We start from the raw sequence: 18172 nt of genomic DNA on the forward strand, positions 1-18172 counted from the left end.
TTGGTAGAGGACTCATTTAATCTAATCTTTGAGAGTCATTGCCATGCAAAATCCAATTTGGAACAAAAACCATTTTTTTCTTTTCCCTTACAACATTCTAAAACAATACCTACCCGATCGTTTTACCTTTTTTAAAATGATCCGACTACCAATGGTATGGGTCATTTCTATGGTAGTATCCCAATCGTCTCTCTTTGCAAAACAAGAACCAAAACCAAAAGTTTTAATTGTGATGAGTGCTGCGAGTCATCTATTGTTAGATGAAAGTTTTTATCATCCAACAGGAGTTTTCCTAAATGAACTTGCCCTCCCTGCCATTCGTTTGAACCAATCAGGTTTTGATTTAGAGTTTGCTACACCCAATGGCAAAAAGGTTACACTCGATCCAGAAAGTTTAAAAGATAAATACTGGAATTCGAAAGAAGAAAAAGCAGAAGCCATTCGTTTTTTAAATTCACTCAATTCCTTTCAAAAACCAATCTCACTCGAACTTGCCATCCAAAAGAATCAAAGTTATATAGGTTTACTCATTCCTGGTGGACAGGGACTCATGAGTGACTTGTTGTATGATACAAATCTTCCCATTTTACTTAGAACATTTCAAAAACAGGAAAAAACAATCGGTTTGGTCTGCCATGCCCCGGCTTTGCTAATCACACTTACCGAAGGCCCTGATGGGGATGGATTTTTGTTTCAGGGTTATCGTGTGAACTCTGTTACCAAAATGGAAGAATGGTTTATCGAAACATTTGTGATGAAAGGTAAACCCAAAGTTAGAAAAATTTCTGAGTTATTAAAAGAACGTGGAATGTTGTATGAATCTTCTTTTTTCCCAGCAAGTGGATTTGCAACAAGGGATAGGAACTTAGTCACTTCACAAAATCCATTCTCAGGGGAAGATTTCACCAAACTATATTTAGGTGCACTTAAGGATTCTTTAAAAAAATCCTCTTTTTGATTCGGCTGAGTGCCACGTTTGTGATTCCCAAATAGGCAGCTTGGTCTATTTGAGAAATTCGATCTAGAACATGAGAATATTCCTGAATGAACTTTTTGTATCTTTTTTCTGGTTCCAGGAGTAAAAAATCTGCGACTCGTTCTTCTTTTTTTAGATACAATTTCGAAAGAAAATGAACGAGAAAATTTTGATAACCGTTTTCTTTTTCCATTTTGGATTTGAATTCGTTTGCGGTTAACACAATCACTTCGCTAGGTTCAATCGCAATGATAGAATAGGGAATGGGTTGGTTTTCAAAAATACTTGGCAAACTTCCCAGAAGTCCATTTTCGAAGATAAAGGATTTGATCCATTCCTTTTTCCCATGTTTATAAATGAGTTTGAATCCACCGCCGACAACCAAACCAACGCTAAACAAAGGAATTCCCTTTTTGGCAAAATATTCCTTTTTCTTTAATTTGATGGTTTTGCCGTAAGTTTTAAAAAACTGATGGATTTCTTCAGAACCAAAAACTTTTGGTAACAAAACTTTCATTTGATCTAAGTCTCAAGAATCTTAGTTTTTGCGGATACGTCTACTGATTCTTCACGTTTGGGGTTTTTGTGAGAATACAAAAATAGTGCGCAAAATTCGTTTGATCCAATCGTAAAAATAGTAAGGGTTCGATAAAAAAATCGATAATTCCTATATACCCATACGGGTATACAGGTCTAAATCATAGGAGTGAAGTTTATGTCGGAAAATTTACCAAAAAGTTTTGAAGAGTTGGTCCAAACGCATGATAAACCGATCCTTGTGGATTTCTGGGCTCCTTGGTGTGGTCCTTGTCAAATGGTGGCTCCAGAATTGGAAAAATTGGCAAAAGACTGGAAGGGGAAAGTTTCGGTGATCAAAATCAACACGGATGCAAAACAAGATATTGCGGGAAGATATGGTATCACAGGAATCCCTACAATGATTTTGTTTAAGGAAGGTAAGGAAATTCATCGTATTTCGGGTGCTATGCGAAGCGAAGAAATCAAAAAAGTATTTGGTGGAATGATCTAAGATCAGCTCAATTTTTTACTTGTCTAAGCCGAAAGAGTTTTGGATTATTTGTATCTGCCGAGGTACAACCTTTGAAAAAAATAATCCTAACACTTTTGGTTTTCCTTGTTCTATTTTGTAAAAATAGTCCAATTGAAAATTCTATTGTCATCGAACGAATTCAAGCTGCATCCTCTGCTGATGGCACAAGCCCCATAAATGTATTTATCTCTGGCAAACACTGGAAACCAGAATCCAGTCTCGATGGAATCACAATTTTTTTCTCCAATGGTGCAAAATGGAACCAATCTGGAAAAACAGATGGTCGTGCTTTCTTTAATGAAATTTCTATTGAATGCCAAGAAAAAAAAGGATATGTTGCATTTTATAAGGACGGCAGTTATGCAACAAATTTTGACTGTGCCAAAGAAACTCCGCAAAAAATAAGATCTAACGGTGTACATGTCATTTACTTATTGCCAGACTCTGGAAATGGAATCAAAACTGTTTCCTTTTTCCAAAATGGAAAAAAACTAGATGTATTGTATCCTGAACCGATCACGGGTCAAGTTACTGCAAGTAGCACACTTCCAAATTATCCCGCCTATAGTTTGTTTGATGGTAGTATAGATTTTGCTTGGGTAGAAGGAGTTCCTAGTGATGGTGCAGGCGAGTCTTTTCAAATTGAATTAGAGGATGAAGTCGATTTATCAGGGATTGAAATTTTTAACGGTTACCAACGATTGGATGCCCTATTTTACAAAAATGGTTCCGTGACTGAATTATTAGTTTCAAATGACAATGATTCGTTTGTGATCAAAGTAGCAGACAAACAAGGGGGCCAAAGGATATTTTTTCCAAAGCCACTTTCAGGGAAAAAGTTTAAGTTTGAAATCCAAAAAGTTCGTCCTGGAAAAACTTGGAAAGACACTGTCATTGCCGAAATTATCTTACTCGGTGAAAAAGGAAAACGATTCACAGTAGTTGATAAAAATGCTGATGAATTTAAAAAGTCCGTTCTTTCAAAAGCAAAAAATACCATCCTCTCGGGACTTGTAAATAAAGCAGTATTTGCGGATGTATCGGAGGGTCGTTTGGATTATGTATTTCGTTCAAATGGTTCCTTTGTCATTTGGAAAGATGATGTGTCCGAAAAACGAGTATTAGATGGAAATTGGGTAATACTTGATGCATCTCCTACTGAAGCTAAAATCAAAATTTTTGGAAGAGACCATAAAGTAGTCACACAAAGTTTAGATTCCAATAGTCCTTATGCAGAAACGACGGAAGAAAAATCAACCGTTATCTTTGGTGATACACTCATGGTAAAAAAGTCAGCCAAAGGATTACAAATGATTGGCAAAAAAGTTCAGATCACAGATTAAATCCCATTGTTCGGCAAGGATATTTATTGGTATGGAGTCCAAGCAATTTCCCTTTTAGAATCGGGGAAATTGCATTCACCAGACAATTCTCCTGTATTTCATATCGTAGCCTTTTTGTTTCGGATTTTTGGGGTCAGTGATGAGACTCTATTCTTATTCCAAATTCTAACATCCGTTTGGCTAACAGTTTCCCTCTTCCTTGCTCGGAGTTCTTTTTTCCGATTTCCATTAAGTGCAATCAATGCGACCGATCCAGATTCAAAGGCCGATATAAATTTTTCCCAAGATCTACAAAAGAAAAAGTTACCCCATCTCTTTTTTCTACCGAGTGTATTGGTCTTTGTTTTGGCATTTTTATATCCCAAACAAAGTTGGGCTTTAGGATTTTTGATCCTTAGTCTTGGATTTTATTCTCCAATCCCAACAAAATCATTTTTATTCTCAGCATCATCACCATCATCACTATCATTATCTTCTACCTTTTTGTTACGAATCCGATTGCGATGGATTGCCTCTGGAGTCTTCTTTTTATTTGCTCTTTGGTTTCACCCTATGGTCGCTCTACTTGGTTTGGGTATTCTTATTCTGCATCAGATTCCGGAAAAATTCTATCCAGTGTGTTTCTCTTTTGTTTTCCTACTTCCATTTTTCCTTCCAGAAGACCCAAGTGGAAGGTTTTATAGTGATAAAGAAATATTTCCTCTGTCCGCAGCTTTTTCGTTAGCTGGTCTTGGAATTCTTTGGGACTGGACATTTTTAGTATTTGGAACATCGGAACCCAAATTTAAAAAAATGCGAAAAACCTTTGCCTTCTTTGGGTTTTTACTATTATTACCTGTTTTTCACTTTGCTGATATACAGTACCGAATTCTTTTGAGTTTGATTCTTTTGGTTCAAATTTTTAGTAAGTGGAATTCATTCCAGATTTTGGTTTGGCTGATCAGTACCGGGCTTTGGATTTTTACTATGTTTACTAATCCATATTTATTTCGTTATTCCTATGAAAAGATGTGGATTCCTGGAGAATCAATAGCTTCTGTACCAAACAATGGTTTACTTGTCGCACACCACGGTTTTTGTGAATACTATCATTTTCAATTTCGTAAAGATTGCCTTTCTTTCGAGCCGGATACAAAAGCAATTTCTGAATTGCCAAAAGATACAGAAATTTATCGTGCCGTCTATGGGATTCGATATGAAAATTTACTAGCTAGTAAAGACGAAAACAAAAATCCTTTTTTTTCATCCATCCAACCTTTAGGCGAATATCAACTCGTTTTAGAAAAGGACTGGAAACGTTATCGTTCATGGTTGGAAAAAAGAAATTCGAAACTTGTTCTTATTGCCAAGTCTTGGAAAAATCCTTACAAAGAACGTCCCAATTTTATTAAGAGAAAACATTCCAATGACCTTTAGAATCAGAAAAAAAAAGATCTTTGGGATGAACAAGAAAGTACATCGCGGAAACTTACGTTTGTTTTTTGGAAAAGTTTACTTCCAGTGGAAACGCTATTGGGTTTGGATTTGGGAACGAAAGTCCTTTGCTACGACAAGAATTTCACTTCAGGAAAAGCTGCAACGTTATCCCGTATCTATTTTTAAACATAGTTCTCCCATCTATCGCAAACTCAAGGATGTACCTATGTATCTCCAAGAGAATAAAAGGGTAAATCTAAATATCGCCATTTCTAGGTTAGATGGAGTTGTTCTCCAACCAAACCAAGTATTTTCGTTTTGGTATTTAGTGGGCAAGCCAACAAAGAAGAAAGGTTATTTGCCTGGAATGCAATTACGCAATGGTAGTTTTATCGAACGAACTGGCGGTGGCCTCTGCCAAATGGCCAATCTTATCTATTGGATGACTTTGCATAGTCCATTAGTTGTGAGGGAACGGTGGCGGCATAGTTTTGATATTTTTCCTGATTCTGAAAGAACTCTTCCTTTTGGATCGGGTGCCACTCTATCTTACAATTATATCGACTTACAAATTAAAAATACAACCAAACAGCCGTTTGTATTACATCTCTGGATTGAGGATGATTTATTAAAGGGGGAATGGCTTTCCGATGTGGAAATTCCATTTGTTTACCAAGTTTATGAATCCTATCATGGTTTTCATGCAGAACCTTGGGGAGGTTATACAAGAAGGAATACCATTCGCAGGAAAAAAATTTTTAAATATACAAAAGAAATTTTAGAAGATGAGTTGGTAACCGAAAATATCGCTTGGATGATGTACGAGCCACTTCTGGAATCGAGAGAGAACAAGTTCTAAATGAAAAGAAACCTAAGGCATTTAATATTAATAACGATTTTTCCTTTTCTAAATTGCCAAAGTGAAAAAGAGGAAATTTTTGGAAAATCCAAAGAAACGAAAGAGAGAGAAAATTTTTGTAACCCTGGTATCACTATAATGGTTTGCGACGTTTTAGTTTATCAGTCCTGCATTAACAATAATATAACTTATATGAATTGTGACACACAACGGAACAACTGTGTTTTTGAAAGGGGCGCTAAATGTTCTGGAATAACATATTTTTAATTAAATAATGCAAGATTGCCAATGTAATTTTTAAAATTCTGATTCGTTATACAAAAGTTAGAAACTGAAATGAGGGAAAATAAATGAAATTAATCATAATAGCTTTTTGTTTAGGATTTCCTTTTTTATCTTTGGTTTCCCAATCAAGCGAAAATAAACTCAATGTTTTGGATCGCAAGGCTTATGAACTTTCGATTCAAAAAACTCCAAACAAAGAACTTATCAACTTAGAAAAGAAAATTCCTGGAATCTTTTTGGATATTAAATATGCAACACCGAATAACTTTACCAAACAAACCATCTATAAAGAAGCCAAGGCTTTTGCAAGAAAACCGGTAGCGGAAGCATTAGGAGAGGCGCAAACAGAGTTTTTGAAACTTGGTTATTCAATTAAGATTTTTGATGCTTACAGACCTTATGCCGCCACCGTCAAATTTTTTGAAATCATTGGGGACACAAGGTATGTAGCTTCACCCAAAACCGGTTCCAGGCATAACAAAGGTTGCGCGATTGATTTGAGCTTAGTGGATGTAAAATCCAAAAAAGAACTTCCTATGCCAACAGAATATGATTCCTTCCGAAAGGAGGCTTGGGCAGAAGCACCAGTTTCTGATCCTGAAATTTTGAAAAACCGTATGCTTTTGATCAGCACACTCGGTAAGTATAGGTTTCGTGTGAACAAAACCGAATGGTGGCATTATGACTTTTTGGAATGCACTGGCTTTGAAGTGTTGGACATCCCTTTTGAAGAATTGGAGTAGGGGTTAAATCACCCAGATAACGTCGGTTTTAGGACTTAGTGCTGCAATTTCATTCAAAATCTATCAAACAAAACGATTTGTTTCAAAAATATATATAACTTTAGTGAGTAAATTTCTTCAAATAATCATTGTTATGTGAAAACATAATATTCTTTTCGTTTTATAAAATTTTTTCCAAACAAGGCAGAAAAAATTCAAAATCCTTTTTTCCAATCTGTAACATTTTGATCGTATCATCTTTTGTTTCCCATTGGATTTGTCCGAAAAACCAACCCATCTTTGTTGTTAATTTTAAAATATCCTTCAGCTCTATAGGAATGGACTCAAAATTTGATCGAAACATCAATTTTCGGATGAAGTAAAACCGTTTGTTTGTTAATACAACATGCCATTTGCCTCCACCGAGTTTTTTAGATTTGTATTCCAAAAGTCCCATACAATAACCTTGAATCAATTCTTCATCTTCTAAAATTTCAGGAAGACAAGTAAGCCCTTGATTGTAAGCAAGCAGTACATCTATGTTGATATTTGGTTGATTAGTCAGTAGGCCTTGAAGTTGCGTTTTGATTTGGTTCATTGTTTGCATACTATTTTTACTCGTAGGAAAAATGAGAATGGATATATTGTTGATTGTAAATAAATAATTTCTTAGTTTCTCTTTTCTTACTCTATGTTGTTTGTTGGATTTTGAATTTCTATAGCAAGTTTGAATTGAACTTTACAAATCCCTACGTCGCTAGTCTTGAATTTCCTCCACCAGCGATTGGTGTGGAAATCATTGCGCAAGGGATCGAAGGGCTTGGTCCGAGATGGCGTATGCCAACGAGGACGGGAGCGAACGCGCACCCCGAAGAGCACGCTCGTGCGCCCAAATAGAAAAGGCACCTAACTTTCGAAAGATGCCTTTTCCAAATTTTGCTCTTTTAATTAGAGACTTTAGAATCTCAAAAAAGAACTTAAACTTTGTTTTTATACTGCGTTGACGACTAAATCTCCGCCGGCTTTGACTTCGCCTGCTTCGTTTTTAGCTTCTACAAGTACAGTTACCGTTTTTTTACCATCTTTTTCAAATTTCTTTTTGATGGTTCCGACGATTGTGAGTTTTTCACCTAGTTTGGTCATGGCTTTGAAAGTCACACCAAAGTAAGCGATGTCTTTTTGTTCTGCCCAAGAAGTGCAAAGTCTTCCTACTTGTGCCATAACATACATACCATGAGAAATGGTTCCGTCAAGGCCTGCTTTTCTTGCGAAGTCTGGATCGTTGTGGATGGGGTTAAAATCTCCAGATGCTCCCGCATAACGAACTAAATTTGCATGTTCGATGACTGGGATGTCGAGTGGAGGAAGAGTCTGACCAACTTCTACTTTATCAAATTCGATTTTTGCCATTGTTAGCCTCCTGTATTAATCCTTACGAATGAAAATAGCCATCTCTGCAGAAAGGATGGGATCATTTTTTTCATCATAGATAGTTGTTTTGAAAGTTACGATTTCTGCTCTTCCGACTTTTACGTCAGAAATTTCGGACTGTGCGTACACTTTGCCCGGATACAGAATTTTGTGATACGTATACTCTTCTTTTAAGTGAAGGATTTTGGAAAGGTCGATACCGAGTTCTGCCATATCGTTCCAAATCTTTGGGTATCCCCAAAACATAATGACTGTAGGGAAAGTTGGTGGGGCAGGAACATCAGAGTATCCGGCTTTTTTAGCTTCTTCTACGTCAAAATAGATTGGGTTTTTTTCGTTGATGGCGAGGCAGAATTCTTTGATCTTTCCTCGTTCCACTGTGAAATCAAAACGATCTAGTTTTTTTCCAACTATATCTTTGGTTATTGCCATTGGCATTTATCTCCTTAGTGTTTATCGATCCAAGAAACTAACTCTTTAAAGACGATGGTTCTGTCTTTGGGAAGTTCGTTCATGGTTTCGTGGTACAATCCGTCAAAAATTTTCATTGTTTTGTCTTTGGAGTTTACCTTTTCAAAGGCATCCAAAGTTCCTTGGACAAGAGCGATTTGATCTTCTTTTCCATGGAACATATAAATTGGTACATTGATTTTTGTAGCCGATTCTAATGCAAGAGTGTAGCAGTTAAGTAAATAGTCACCCAAATACGCTCCGACATTTCCGTGAACCAAAGGATCTTTTACATAAGCTTCCACAACTGATTTGTCATGCGAAATCATATTTACATCGAGACCTGTGGGAACTGTAAGAGTGGGTGCAAGTTTTGCTAAAAATCCACCAGCTCCTTTTTTGATATCCATCACTAGGTCAGTTTTGACTTTGATGGGGAGGGCACTACAGATGTAAGCGTCTAAATCATTTTGGTAGTTGTCTGTTGCAGTGTAAAGAAAGGTTATAGCTGCACCCATAGAATGACCAAGTAAGGTAACTTTACTAACACCTTCATTTCGTTTGGCGATATCGATTAGCTCTTTGAGGTCAGCAAAAAAATCAGAAAAATGTGTGATGACACCACGACGGCCATCAGATTTACCATGACCTCTGGCATCGATGAGGTAAATTGCGTAATTGCGTTCTGCCATTGCCTCTAATAAAAAATTGTAACGGCCACCGTGTTCCCCAATCCCATGGTGGACCACAAGGACACGTTTGACTCCCGATTTAGGTCGGTAAATTTGATAGTAAATTTTTCCGCCGTCTTTGTTTTGAAAGGTAGACTCCTCACGGGAGTAGGCTTGTTCCCAATTACTCATAGATGTCAAGAATGGATGATGGAAACCTAAAAAGAAAGAACTTTTCCTATTCTTGGGAAACCTGTTTTCCAAACTGGTTCCATATGCGAGCGACTCTTCCCTTCGCCCTGACAATCTGTTTTTGTCTCTTCAGCTGTTTGAACAAATCGGAAAGACGTTTCCCTGTGGATTTGGTTTTGGAGTTGCGAAATGCAAAAGCAAAAATCGCCGTCTCGCATGATTTATTACCCTACCATTGGAAAAAAAATCCAGGTCGTCAAAGTGGACTTCCTCTCTCACGCAAATGGGAAAATACACAAGTTACATTCAATACAGACAAAGGGATTTTTTTAAACCATTCCTTAGATTCTCTTTTTTTTCCACCCGGTCAAGAATATGAATTTAACGTTGCTAAAGGAGAATATGAATTTTCTTCCTTCGTAGGTTTGTTAGGTGGAACAGAATTTCAAACCCAAGTTTCTGGAAAGTTCAAAATTTATTCAGGGGAATCTCTTTTAAAAGAATGGGATCTTACTGGATTATCTAAGGAACGTTGGTTTTCTAAAAAAGAAATTTTGGAAATTAGGGAACAAAAATTATTACGATTGGTTTGGGAGAGTCGGGATAGTTTTCTTTTTATCGGTGAACCTTTGTTATATCCAAAAGGAGAAGAGTTTTCCGGAAATCACGGACCGGGAAAACCTAAATCGGTGATTCTCATTGTGATTGATTCAGCAAGGAAAGATTTTTTTGGATCATACGGGTACCGTCATTCTGTCACTCCAGTGATGGATCAGATGGCAAAGGAGTCTGTTTTTTTTGAGAATCCTTTTGCCAATGGCAATTGGACTAAACCTTCGATGATGTCATTTTTTCATTCGGAATATTCGTCTAACCTTGGTTTGGGGAATTCTTGGTTTTCGACCAAACCTTATCAAAGAAAAGTTTATTATGGGAAAAGAAGAGATAACTTAGCAAAAACATTTCGAGAAGCAGGATACTTTACTCAAACAATCATGAATAATGTTTTCTTTTTAGATTACACAACGGTTGGTTTGGATTTAGGATTTCATAACTCCTTTCAAGTGGGAATGGATATCGTGGATACGGAAGTTCTCACAAACAAAGCAATCGAGTTTGTTTCAGAATACAAAGACAAACCGTATTTTTTACATTTTAATTTAAATACTCCTCACGCCTCTTATTCACCGCCACTTCAGGATATGGCCACAGTTCGTTCTATCGTTCCACCAAATGTATTTTATAAATATGAATCTCCCGTGCAACGTTATTTAGGCGAAATGCATTACACGGATCGAGAAATTGGTCGGTTGGTGGATGCGTTAAAGAAAGAAGGGGTATATGAAGAAACTATGATCATTGTGACCGGTGATCACGGCGAACTTTTTAGTCCTCATCACGATTATAGTTATCATTTCATTATGCAAACTCGGTTTGGTCATGGGGAAACACATTATGATGAGGAAATAAACGTTCCATATTTTATCAAACTTCCTAAGTCCTTAAAAGAAAATTTAGAGTCTGATCTTGCTAAAAAGGCAAACGGAGGACAAATTCGAATTTCAGGCCAATCCTCTTTGTTGTCTTTGGCACCTACTATTTTGGGTTTTCTTGATTTGATACCAAAAAATTCAACTTACCAAGGTAGCGATTATTCCACTTGCATTCGCATGACAAGCGTTTGTCCAAAAGAGAATTTTATTTATACTGAAGGAAGAATGTCGGAATCAGTTCGAACAGAAAATTATAAATACATTCGTAGGTATCCCGGGTTTACGACAGTTAGGCGAACATCGGCAGGTGAACCTCATACGATGGCCGAAGAGTTGTACGATTTAAAAAAAGATCCAGAGGAAAAATACAATCTTAGTCCTTTGCCGGAAGGAGAAACTCTTTTGCAAACGGCAAGGTCCGATTTTCGTCGGGAAAATTTTTTAAAAAGAAACAATTTACGAATTATAATTCCCCCTTGTTCGGAAGCACTTTGTCGTGACTTCCTATCTTTGAATGTCCAAGGATCCATTTATGATTGGGAGATTTCTCCTGCGATCCAACTGGGTTCCGGTTCCGCAAAAACAATTTCCTTACAAAAAGAATCAAAACCTTCTAAGGTGACGCAAGGTGAAGAGGTGGTCTTCAAAACAGTGAATCCAGAACTCGGTGCTTTTTTTAGTTTTTCACGGAATGGAAAAACGATTCCTGTTCGTTTTGGTAGGTATGGATTGGAATACCAAAGATCCATCACTAACATAGAAGACTTAATTGTATCAGAAAGGCAACCAGAAGGGTTTCCTACTTCTTCTTTGCCTTGGGTCTATAACGACGGTGCTTTTAGTGGAACGAGAGAATCGGAAGTACAACGAGAGATGGGCAAAGAGGTGAAAAAAATATTAGAAACCTGGGGATACATCCACGAATAATTGCTCGTATTGGCAAAGGGGTTTGGCTTACTTATCAAGACAATTGTATGAAAGACCTGTTTATTCCTCCGCATTTTGAAATCCCAATTGCATTGGGATTGGATTTAGGTTTTCCCATTCTTTCTAAACTTCTCTTCAACATTGATGGGGTTGTAATAGAAAAAGAAGATGAACTTCGCCTAAAAGAAATCAAAAACAAAAGGGTTATGTATCTTTCCAATCAACCAAGTGATTTGGAACCCATCATTGCTTATTATGTTGCCAGTAAAATTGGAACACGGTTTCATTTTATGGCATCACGTAGCATTTTTAATTGGGGTTTTGGTTTGGTGGGGGAACTCATCAAACGTGTTGGGGCATTTTCTGTAATTTCAGGATCATTCAATCGTGATGCAATTAAAACCACCAAACGGATATTATCCGAAAAAGATGGAAAACTTGTTATGTACCCTGAAGGAATGGTGTCTGGTGAAAATGATAATTTGGTATCATTTTTGCCTGGTGTAGCTCAGGTTTCTTTTTGGGGATTAGAAGCTGCTTTAGAAAAAGATCCAAATGCCGAATTATGGATACAACCAACCTTTGTTAAATATAAAATTTCTGGCTCAAGGGATTCGATCCTTGCTGACATTGAAACTTCTCTTTCAAGAATCGAACGCAAACTAAAACTTTACCCTGGTGGAAGGACATTACTTCGCAGATTTTTAACAGTGGGCCGAGTGATGTTGGAAGAAACTGAATTTGAACTGGGAATTCCAAGAGCCGAAACAGAAGGGAAAGATTTTGATTATCGTTTGGGAAGGGCAAGACACACGGCTTTGAATTTGGCTGCTTCCATTTTAAATGTGAAGTTTCAAGAGTCAGACAATGCCATTCAAAAAATTCGATTGTTATTCACTGCTTTGGATCGTTTAGAAGCAGGTGTTCCTCTTTCTACAACACCAAAACACCTGACAGACCAAAACATCCGTCGTGCCAAACAATTGGTGGATACTGCCTATGCATTTATCATTACCAAACCAAAAAATTTAATCCAATGGCCATCTGCAGAGCGTTTGATGGAATGGATCTGCAGTTTTGAAAAACATATTTTTGGAAAAACAGAAATGAGACCACGAAAGGCTCATGTGGTAGTTGGTCCTGCATTTTCTCTTGCACCATACTTTCAAACGTATAAGTCCCAAAAAAAAGACGCCATTCAAAGTTTACTCGCAGAAATTCGCAAACAAATGGAAATACTAATGGAACGAGGAAAAAAAGAGAGTGAACCCATGGTTCCCCCGTATTCGGTTGGACTTGATTTGGAAATTGGTTAGTCCAAAACTAAAGTAATTTCTACTCTGCGATTTTTATGTCGGTTTTCTTCGGAATCATTGGGAACAATAGGCACTTCGTCAGCATATCCTTTGAAGGAAATATGTTTTTCGTCCATTTTGTGCTGATCAACTAACGAATGAAGTACGGACTTTGCTCTGTTTTCAGATAGTTTTTGGTTGTATTCTTTTTTTCCGATATTGTCTGTATGACCGGAAACTCGAATTTCTCTGTCAGGATATTTTTTTAGAATTTCTGCGATTTTTGCAACAGCAGTTTCGGCTTCGGGTTTTAGTTTGCTATCGTTAAAATCAAAAAGAATGGAATCCAAAGAGAAAACAATTCCGTCATCGGAAGTTCGTACCGTGATGGGAAGTTTTTCTGGATCTGAATTTTTTTCTGGAGCGGGAATTTCTCCTGTGTCTGTGATTCGTCCTAAGTTTTCGCCAACAAGATTTTTGTTTTGATCAGCGATTGTTCCAGTGGATTTTGGATCTTTTGGTTTTCCGTTTGCCCATTCACCATTTTGATTTGTATTTGGATTTCCCGTATACCCCACAATTAAATCTTCCAGGATATCCTCTCGGATGGATTCTTTATCTTTGGCATTAATTTGATTACGAAGAAAATATACCCCTTTGATATGGAAGTTTGCTTCCTGTACGGTTCCATTCGGATAAATGAAGGTATATGATAATTTTACTTCTTTAAACTCGGGAACACCACGTGTTGCATTGAAAAAAATAGTTCCTGATGCAAATCCAAAAATTTTATACGGAACATTTGGTACCATCTTTTCCCCATCTGGTTTGTTATAAAAAATCGGATAGGTATAAGTGATCTTCTCACAATTTCCCTTATAATTTCCTTCTGACCAAGGAAAGATTCCTTGGAACGTATATTCCGGAATCACTTTGACTCGGATGCGTTCGGAATTAAAATCAAACGATTCTTCTGCTGGTAATTTCCAGACATCGGAAACGGAAACTGGTGCATCGGGGAAACTCGGAAAACTGCGGAGGTTTGGCATTGTAAATTCATTTGGAACTTCGTATCTGCCATTACGAAAGAGAGTGAAATCGGATAAAAATTCTTTGTCCTTCCAGAAAGGTCCTGATGTTTTTCCATAACGAAGATAGGTATCAAACCATGCATTCACCAAACAAGAGTCAGTTGAACATTTTTTAGGTTTCAAAACCACTCTGTTTTTATCTTCTCTTTCCACAGTTTTTGTGCCGACGCGGAAAAATACGTCATGGTATTCGTTTAGTTCCAATACCTGGTTTTCCTTCCATTTCCACTGAAAAGAGGTTTTGGCTATTGGGTCGGCTGAGGCCGTAGCCCACGGAAGAATTGTTACAAAACTATAAAAAACCAATCGGTGGAAGGTCATCACGAAACAAAGATCGGGGAATTTTTGGAAAAACTAATAGGGGAAATGGAAAAAACTAGCGGTTTTTGCGATTGACGAAGGATGGATTTTGGGCTTTACCTGAATTACCATGAAAAACCTTTCTCTGCTTTTTTACATTTTGATTACAATCAACTTTGTCGCTTGTAAGGACAAACAAACCTTAAAAGTTGCGGGTTCCGAAACCATGAATAGTATGATGCGTTATTTAGGAGCTGAATATGAAAAGGTGAATTCTAATGTTCGTGTAACAGTCGAAGGTGGTGGTTCCGAATCAGGAATTGACAGATTACGAAAAGGTGAAATTGATATGGCTGTTTCTTCTCGCGATTTAAACCAAGCCGAATTTGATGACCTTCGCAAAACTGGAAACTTAGAAAAAGTAAGATTGGCTTACGATGGTGTTGCTCTCGTTGTGAATCCAAAAAATTCAGTTTCAAAACTTGACTTGATCCAAACTTCCGATATCTTTTCTGGAAAAATTAAAAATTGGAAAGAAGTAGGTGGTGCCGATGCTCCCATTTCGATTGTGATTCGTAATGATAAATCGGGAACCCAAGATTATTTCCAAAATCATATCCTCAGGAGAAAGGATTTGGGTTTAAATGAGTTTAACGAATACAAAGCTAATGTTTTTTCAAAAGATGCAAAAATCGTAAAAGACAATTCTGAAATGTCAAAATTCATTCAAGAAAATTCAAATAGCATTGGTTATATGGGAATGGGAACAGCAATTGTCGAGAACAAAGACAAGTTAAAAGCATTGGATTATGCGAGAACTAAAAAAGATCCTTATGTTTCTCCTTCAGTGAGAAACGTATATGACAGAAAATATAAATTAGCTCGTGAGTTATTTATAATTTATAAAACAGATCAAGGTGATAAAATTGATGCCTTTGTTACTTTCCTAACTAGTGAACAAGGCCAAGTGGCTGTTTTACAATCAGGGTATTTAAGAGCCTCTCTTCCAGAAGTAGAAGTTTCGGCAGAGCCGGTGAAGTAAATAAAGTTAATAAACTAACACTCTATTATTAGTTCGGTCAGCAATATAAAGTTGGCCGGTTTGATTGAAAAAAATTCCTGTAGGCGAATAGAGACTTTTCGGTCCAAGAGCCGATCCTGAACAACTTCCATTATTATTATTCAAAGAACAGTTTAGATCATCAAACTGACCAATGACAGCTACAGCAGCAATTCCATTAGGTTGAGAAGTTTTTGGATACATCACCACACGGTTGTTTCCTGTATCGGATACAAAAAGATTTTCATTTTGGTCAAGTGCTATCCCGGTTGGCCCAGAAAGTCCAAGTGGACCACTTCCTCCTCCCGAAGTATTTAAATCAGGTTGTCCATATACGCGAATTGCTGTTGTAGATCCTTTTGGAAAATATACGACTCGACTATTGCCATTATCTGCAACATACAATCCACCTTCTTGATCCAATAACATTTGGTTGGGGCTACTTAATTTTTCATTGGAGATTCCACTGGTACTTCCAGAAAAACTGGTTTGCCCATACACCCGACTCGCCGATGTAGAACCTGGTGGGAAGTATAAGATACGGTGATAAGCAGATTCGGAAATATAGACTCCACCGTCTGGATCGATTGCTACTGCAAGCGGTGTATTTAAAGAAGTCGCACTCGCGGCTCCTGCTGCTGAAGTGGAAAATCCTGATTGTCCATAAACTAAAGTCGGAACGATCGATTGGTTTGGAAAAAATAATACACGATTATTTCCCATATCGACCGCATACAATTCCCCGGATTGACTGATTCCAATTCCACGAATATTGTTTAATGAATTGGCACTGATCGAATTGCCTAAACAGGATCCATTTGTAACCGCATTTACAATGTCACAAGTAAAAAACCCAGATTGTCCATACACTCTTGTCGCTATCATTGAGTTAGGTGGGAAATATTGTATGCGATGGATTCCTGAAATATAAACTCCACCTAAAGTATCAGTAATAACACCATAAGGAGAACTGAAATTTTGGTTATTTGGAGTACCTGTTCCACAAGACCCAAAGTTATATGCGGCACTACAGGTGTATGATCCGTATTGGCCATAAACGAAAATTGGACTTGTGTCAACAACTTGGAGAGATATAGTCTTAATCGCAAAACCTGGGCTATTTCGAATGATCGAAATGGAAGTCGGACTAGTTACAGTTTTACTAGTACCTTTGATTTCACCTAGGTTCGGATCAAAAGTTAAACCATCTGGCAAAACTCCTAGTAATGAATAATTCGATTTTGTTTTATATTTAGGGGTGATGGAAACTGGAAAATTGATAAACACTCTATAATTCGATGAATTATATTCTAGAGGAGGCACGTTGACTAATTCAAGCCCACAATAATTGGAATTATCCGAACTAACCGATTGGAAAAATAGTGAAGTTAGAAATGAATCAGACTTTGGATCACAAGGGTGGTTGAGTGAGTTTGATTGGCAAAACATTGAAATTGAAAAGTTTAAGAGCAAAATAATATAGCTAAATTTGTTTAGGGATTTCGATGAAATTCGTTTCATACAAAGTTGATACAGATCGTAATGATATTTTATAATATAAAGTTTAACTAACGCTAAATTAAAAAACAATTTTTCATATAAATTTTACGAAATAAATTTTCGACTGACTTTATACTAAAAAAAATCTAAATTGTAATGATATTTGTGATCTGATACAAAATAGATAACTACTCAATAAGCTTTTGATTCGGGTAATCCTTAAAAAATATAAAGTTAGGTTAGTCTAACCTGTTCGATGACTACTCTAATAAAACAGGTGAATCGTTTTATGGATATGTAGACCGTTTGGGCTATTTCTTAAGATGATCAAACGAAAGATAATTTTGCCGTTGCCATTGATAAAGTTCAGAAGATTGTTTTTTCTCGAACATTGAAAGCCCTGGATTTGAAATCTGCTAAGTTATTAGCAAATCAAGATCTTGAAAAAGAAGTATTAGTGTTAAAAAACCAACCAGGGAAGGATATTTTTGTTTGTAGCCCGAGTCTATTTGTTTCTTTGACGAAAGTTAATTTAATCGAAGAATATCAATTATGTGTTAATCCCCTGATTGCCGGTAGTGGTTTGCCTTTATTTAAAGTCATAAGGCAGCATATCTTATTAAATCTCATTAAAATAAAATTGTTTCGCAGTGGTACCGTTTTACTTTACTACCACCCTAATAAAAAATATTATGTTACGCTTTTTTCTCTAGCAAATAAAATTTTAGATTCTCTATTAATATTCAATTCAACAGTGACCTAATGAAAAATAAAATGGGAATTGAATCATTGGTTTTTATAGAATGTTTTGCAACTTATTTCAAAAAAACTAAAATCAGATTCTTTGTTGAAAAGCAATATGAAGTTGGCCCAGTTGGTTAAAGGAAATTTCTAAAGGATTGGCTCGGCTCTGATAGTTTTGAGGCACTAGTGGCGCAGATAGTTCCAGTTGCAAAGTTTGGTGATTGCAGTCGCTGTTCCATTGATATCCCCGGTTGTGTGATGGAACGATACACCAACCGGGAACACCCCTTGGATCGAATAACTAGAGTTTATTGGATCACGAGTGTCTGGCTATATAGAAATTTAAAAATAATTTATCAACTGAAA

The 18172-nt window shown here is 36.8% G+C and carries 17 protein-coding genes; 10 read left to right on the forward strand and 7 right to left on the reverse strand.

The window, feature by feature from the left end:
- Positions 1–43: 43 nt before the first annotated feature.
- A complete protein-coding gene (locus CLV96_RS12550) occupies positions 44–958 on the forward strand; it encodes a DJ-1/PfpI family protein (RefSeq protein WP_004784179.1) in 915 nt (304 codons plus the stop codon).
- Here the strand turns inward: CLV96_RS12550 and CLV96_RS12555 are convergent.
- The gene (locus CLV96_RS12555; RefSeq protein ID WP_004787574.1) at positions 927–1493 is read right to left on the reverse strand and encodes a Crp/Fnr family transcriptional regulator; all 567 of its coding nucleotides are present in this window, start codon (positions 1491–1493) and stop codon (positions 927–929) included. The two genes, CLV96_RS12550 and CLV96_RS12555, sit on opposite strands and share 32 nt — an antisense overlap.
- 198 nt (positions 1494–1691) lie before the next feature.
- Between CLV96_RS12555 and trxA the strand changes: the two genes are divergently transcribed.
- From trxA to CLV96_RS12580, 5 genes are all read left to right on the forward strand, one after another.
- Positions 1692–2006, forward strand: a complete 315-nt coding sequence (gene trxA / locus CLV96_RS12560; protein ID WP_004785626.1) for a thioredoxin — start codon at positions 1692–1694, stop codon at positions 2004–2006.
- A 71-nt stretch (positions 2007–2077) separates the two neighbouring features.
- Positions 2078–3370 carry a discoidin domain-containing protein gene (locus CLV96_RS12565; protein ID WP_004784959.1) on the forward strand — a complete coding sequence of 431 codons (1293 nt, stop codon included), beginning with the start codon at positions 2078–2080 and terminating at the stop codon, positions 3368–3370.
- A 6-nt stretch (positions 3371–3376) separates the two neighbouring features.
- The gene (locus CLV96_RS12570) at positions 3377–4786 is read left to right on the forward strand and encodes a hypothetical protein (RefSeq protein ID WP_004784226.1); all 1410 of its coding nucleotides are present in this window, start codon (positions 3377–3379) and stop codon (positions 4784–4786) included.
- Entirely contained in the window at positions 4776–5645 is an 870-nt protein-coding gene (locus CLV96_RS12575) for a VanW family protein (RefSeq protein WP_040917163.1), read from the forward strand. The genes CLV96_RS12570 and CLV96_RS12575 overlap by 11 nt, the downstream gene beginning before the upstream one ends.
- Positions 5646–5995: 350 nt before the next feature.
- Positions 5996–6673, forward strand: a complete 678-nt coding sequence (locus CLV96_RS12580; protein WP_004787278.1) for a M15 family metallopeptidase — start codon at positions 5996–5998, stop codon at positions 6671–6673.
- Positions 6674–6833: 160 nt separating this feature from the next.
- Here CLV96_RS12580 and CLV96_RS12585 read toward each other — a convergent pair whose 3' ends face one another.
- From CLV96_RS12585 to CLV96_RS12600, 4 genes are all read right to left on the reverse strand, one after another.
- Positions 6834–7250 carry a PH domain-containing protein gene (locus CLV96_RS12585; protein ID WP_420813687.1) on the reverse strand — a complete coding sequence of 139 codons (417 nt, stop codon included), beginning with the start codon at positions 7248–7250 and terminating at the stop codon, positions 6834–6836.
- 392 nt (positions 7251–7642) lie between these two features.
- Entirely contained in the window at positions 7643–8062 is a 420-nt protein-coding gene (locus tag CLV96_RS12590) for a MaoC/PaaZ C-terminal domain-containing protein (protein WP_004786111.1), read from the reverse strand.
- A gap of 15 nt (positions 8063–8077) precedes the next feature.
- A complete protein-coding gene (locus CLV96_RS12595) occupies positions 8078–8515 on the reverse strand; it encodes an FAS1-like dehydratase domain-containing protein (RefSeq protein WP_020776763.1) in 438 nt (145 codons plus the stop codon).
- 14 nt (positions 8516–8529) lie between these two features.
- Complete coding sequence (locus CLV96_RS12600) at positions 8530–9396, reverse strand: alpha/beta hydrolase (protein WP_004787510.1); 867 nt, start codon at positions 9394–9396, stop codon at positions 8530–8532.
- Between the two features lie 11 nt (positions 9397–9407).
- Here CLV96_RS12600 and CLV96_RS12605 point away from each other — a divergent pair, with 11 nt between their 5' ends.
- On the forward strand, positions 9408–11816 hold the full coding sequence (locus tag CLV96_RS12605; protein ID WP_004784612.1) for a sulfatase: 2409 nt from the start codon (positions 9408–9410) through the stop codon (positions 11814–11816).
- Positions 11817–11863: 47 nt separating this feature from the next.
- Positions 11864–13132, forward strand: coding sequence for a 1-acyl-sn-glycerol-3-phosphate acyltransferase (locus CLV96_RS12610; protein ID WP_004784541.1), 1269 nt, complete (start codon positions 11864–11866; stop codon positions 13130–13132).
- On the opposite strand, the gene CLV96_RS12615 is transcribed toward CLV96_RS12610, so the two are convergent.
- Positions 13129–14523 carry an OmpA family protein gene (locus CLV96_RS12615; protein WP_004785422.1) on the reverse strand — a complete coding sequence of 465 codons (1395 nt, stop codon included), beginning with the start codon at positions 14521–14523 and terminating at the stop codon, positions 13129–13131. The two genes, CLV96_RS12610 and CLV96_RS12615, sit on opposite strands and share 4 nt — an antisense overlap.
- Before the next feature lie 109 nt (positions 14524–14632).
- Between CLV96_RS12615 and CLV96_RS12620 the strand changes: the two genes are divergently transcribed.
- Complete coding sequence (locus CLV96_RS12620) at positions 14633–15544, forward strand: phosphate ABC transporter substrate-binding protein (protein ID WP_004785921.1); 912 nt, start codon at positions 14633–14635, stop codon at positions 15542–15544.
- Positions 15545–15550: 6 nt separating this feature from the next.
- Here CLV96_RS12620 and CLV96_RS12625 read toward each other — a convergent pair whose 3' ends face one another.
- Positions 15551–17011: an NHL repeat-containing protein gene (locus CLV96_RS12625; protein ID WP_040917325.1), complete on the reverse strand. Its 1461-nt coding sequence runs from the start codon at positions 17009–17011 to the stop codon at positions 15551–15553.
- A gap of 424 nt (positions 17012–17435) precedes the next feature.
- On the opposite strand from CLV96_RS12625, the gene CLV96_RS12630 reads away from it, so the two are divergent.
- Complete coding sequence (locus CLV96_RS12630) at positions 17436–17825, forward strand: dihydrofolate reductase family protein (RefSeq protein WP_338092318.1); 390 nt, start codon at positions 17436–17438, stop codon at positions 17823–17825.
- Positions 17826–18172: the final 347 nt, after the last annotated feature.

It is taken from the genome of Leptospira meyeri, from assembly GCF_004368965.1.
Taxonomy (GTDB): Bacteria; Spirochaetota; Leptospiria; order Leptospirales; family Leptospiraceae; genus Leptospira_A; species Leptospira_A meyeri.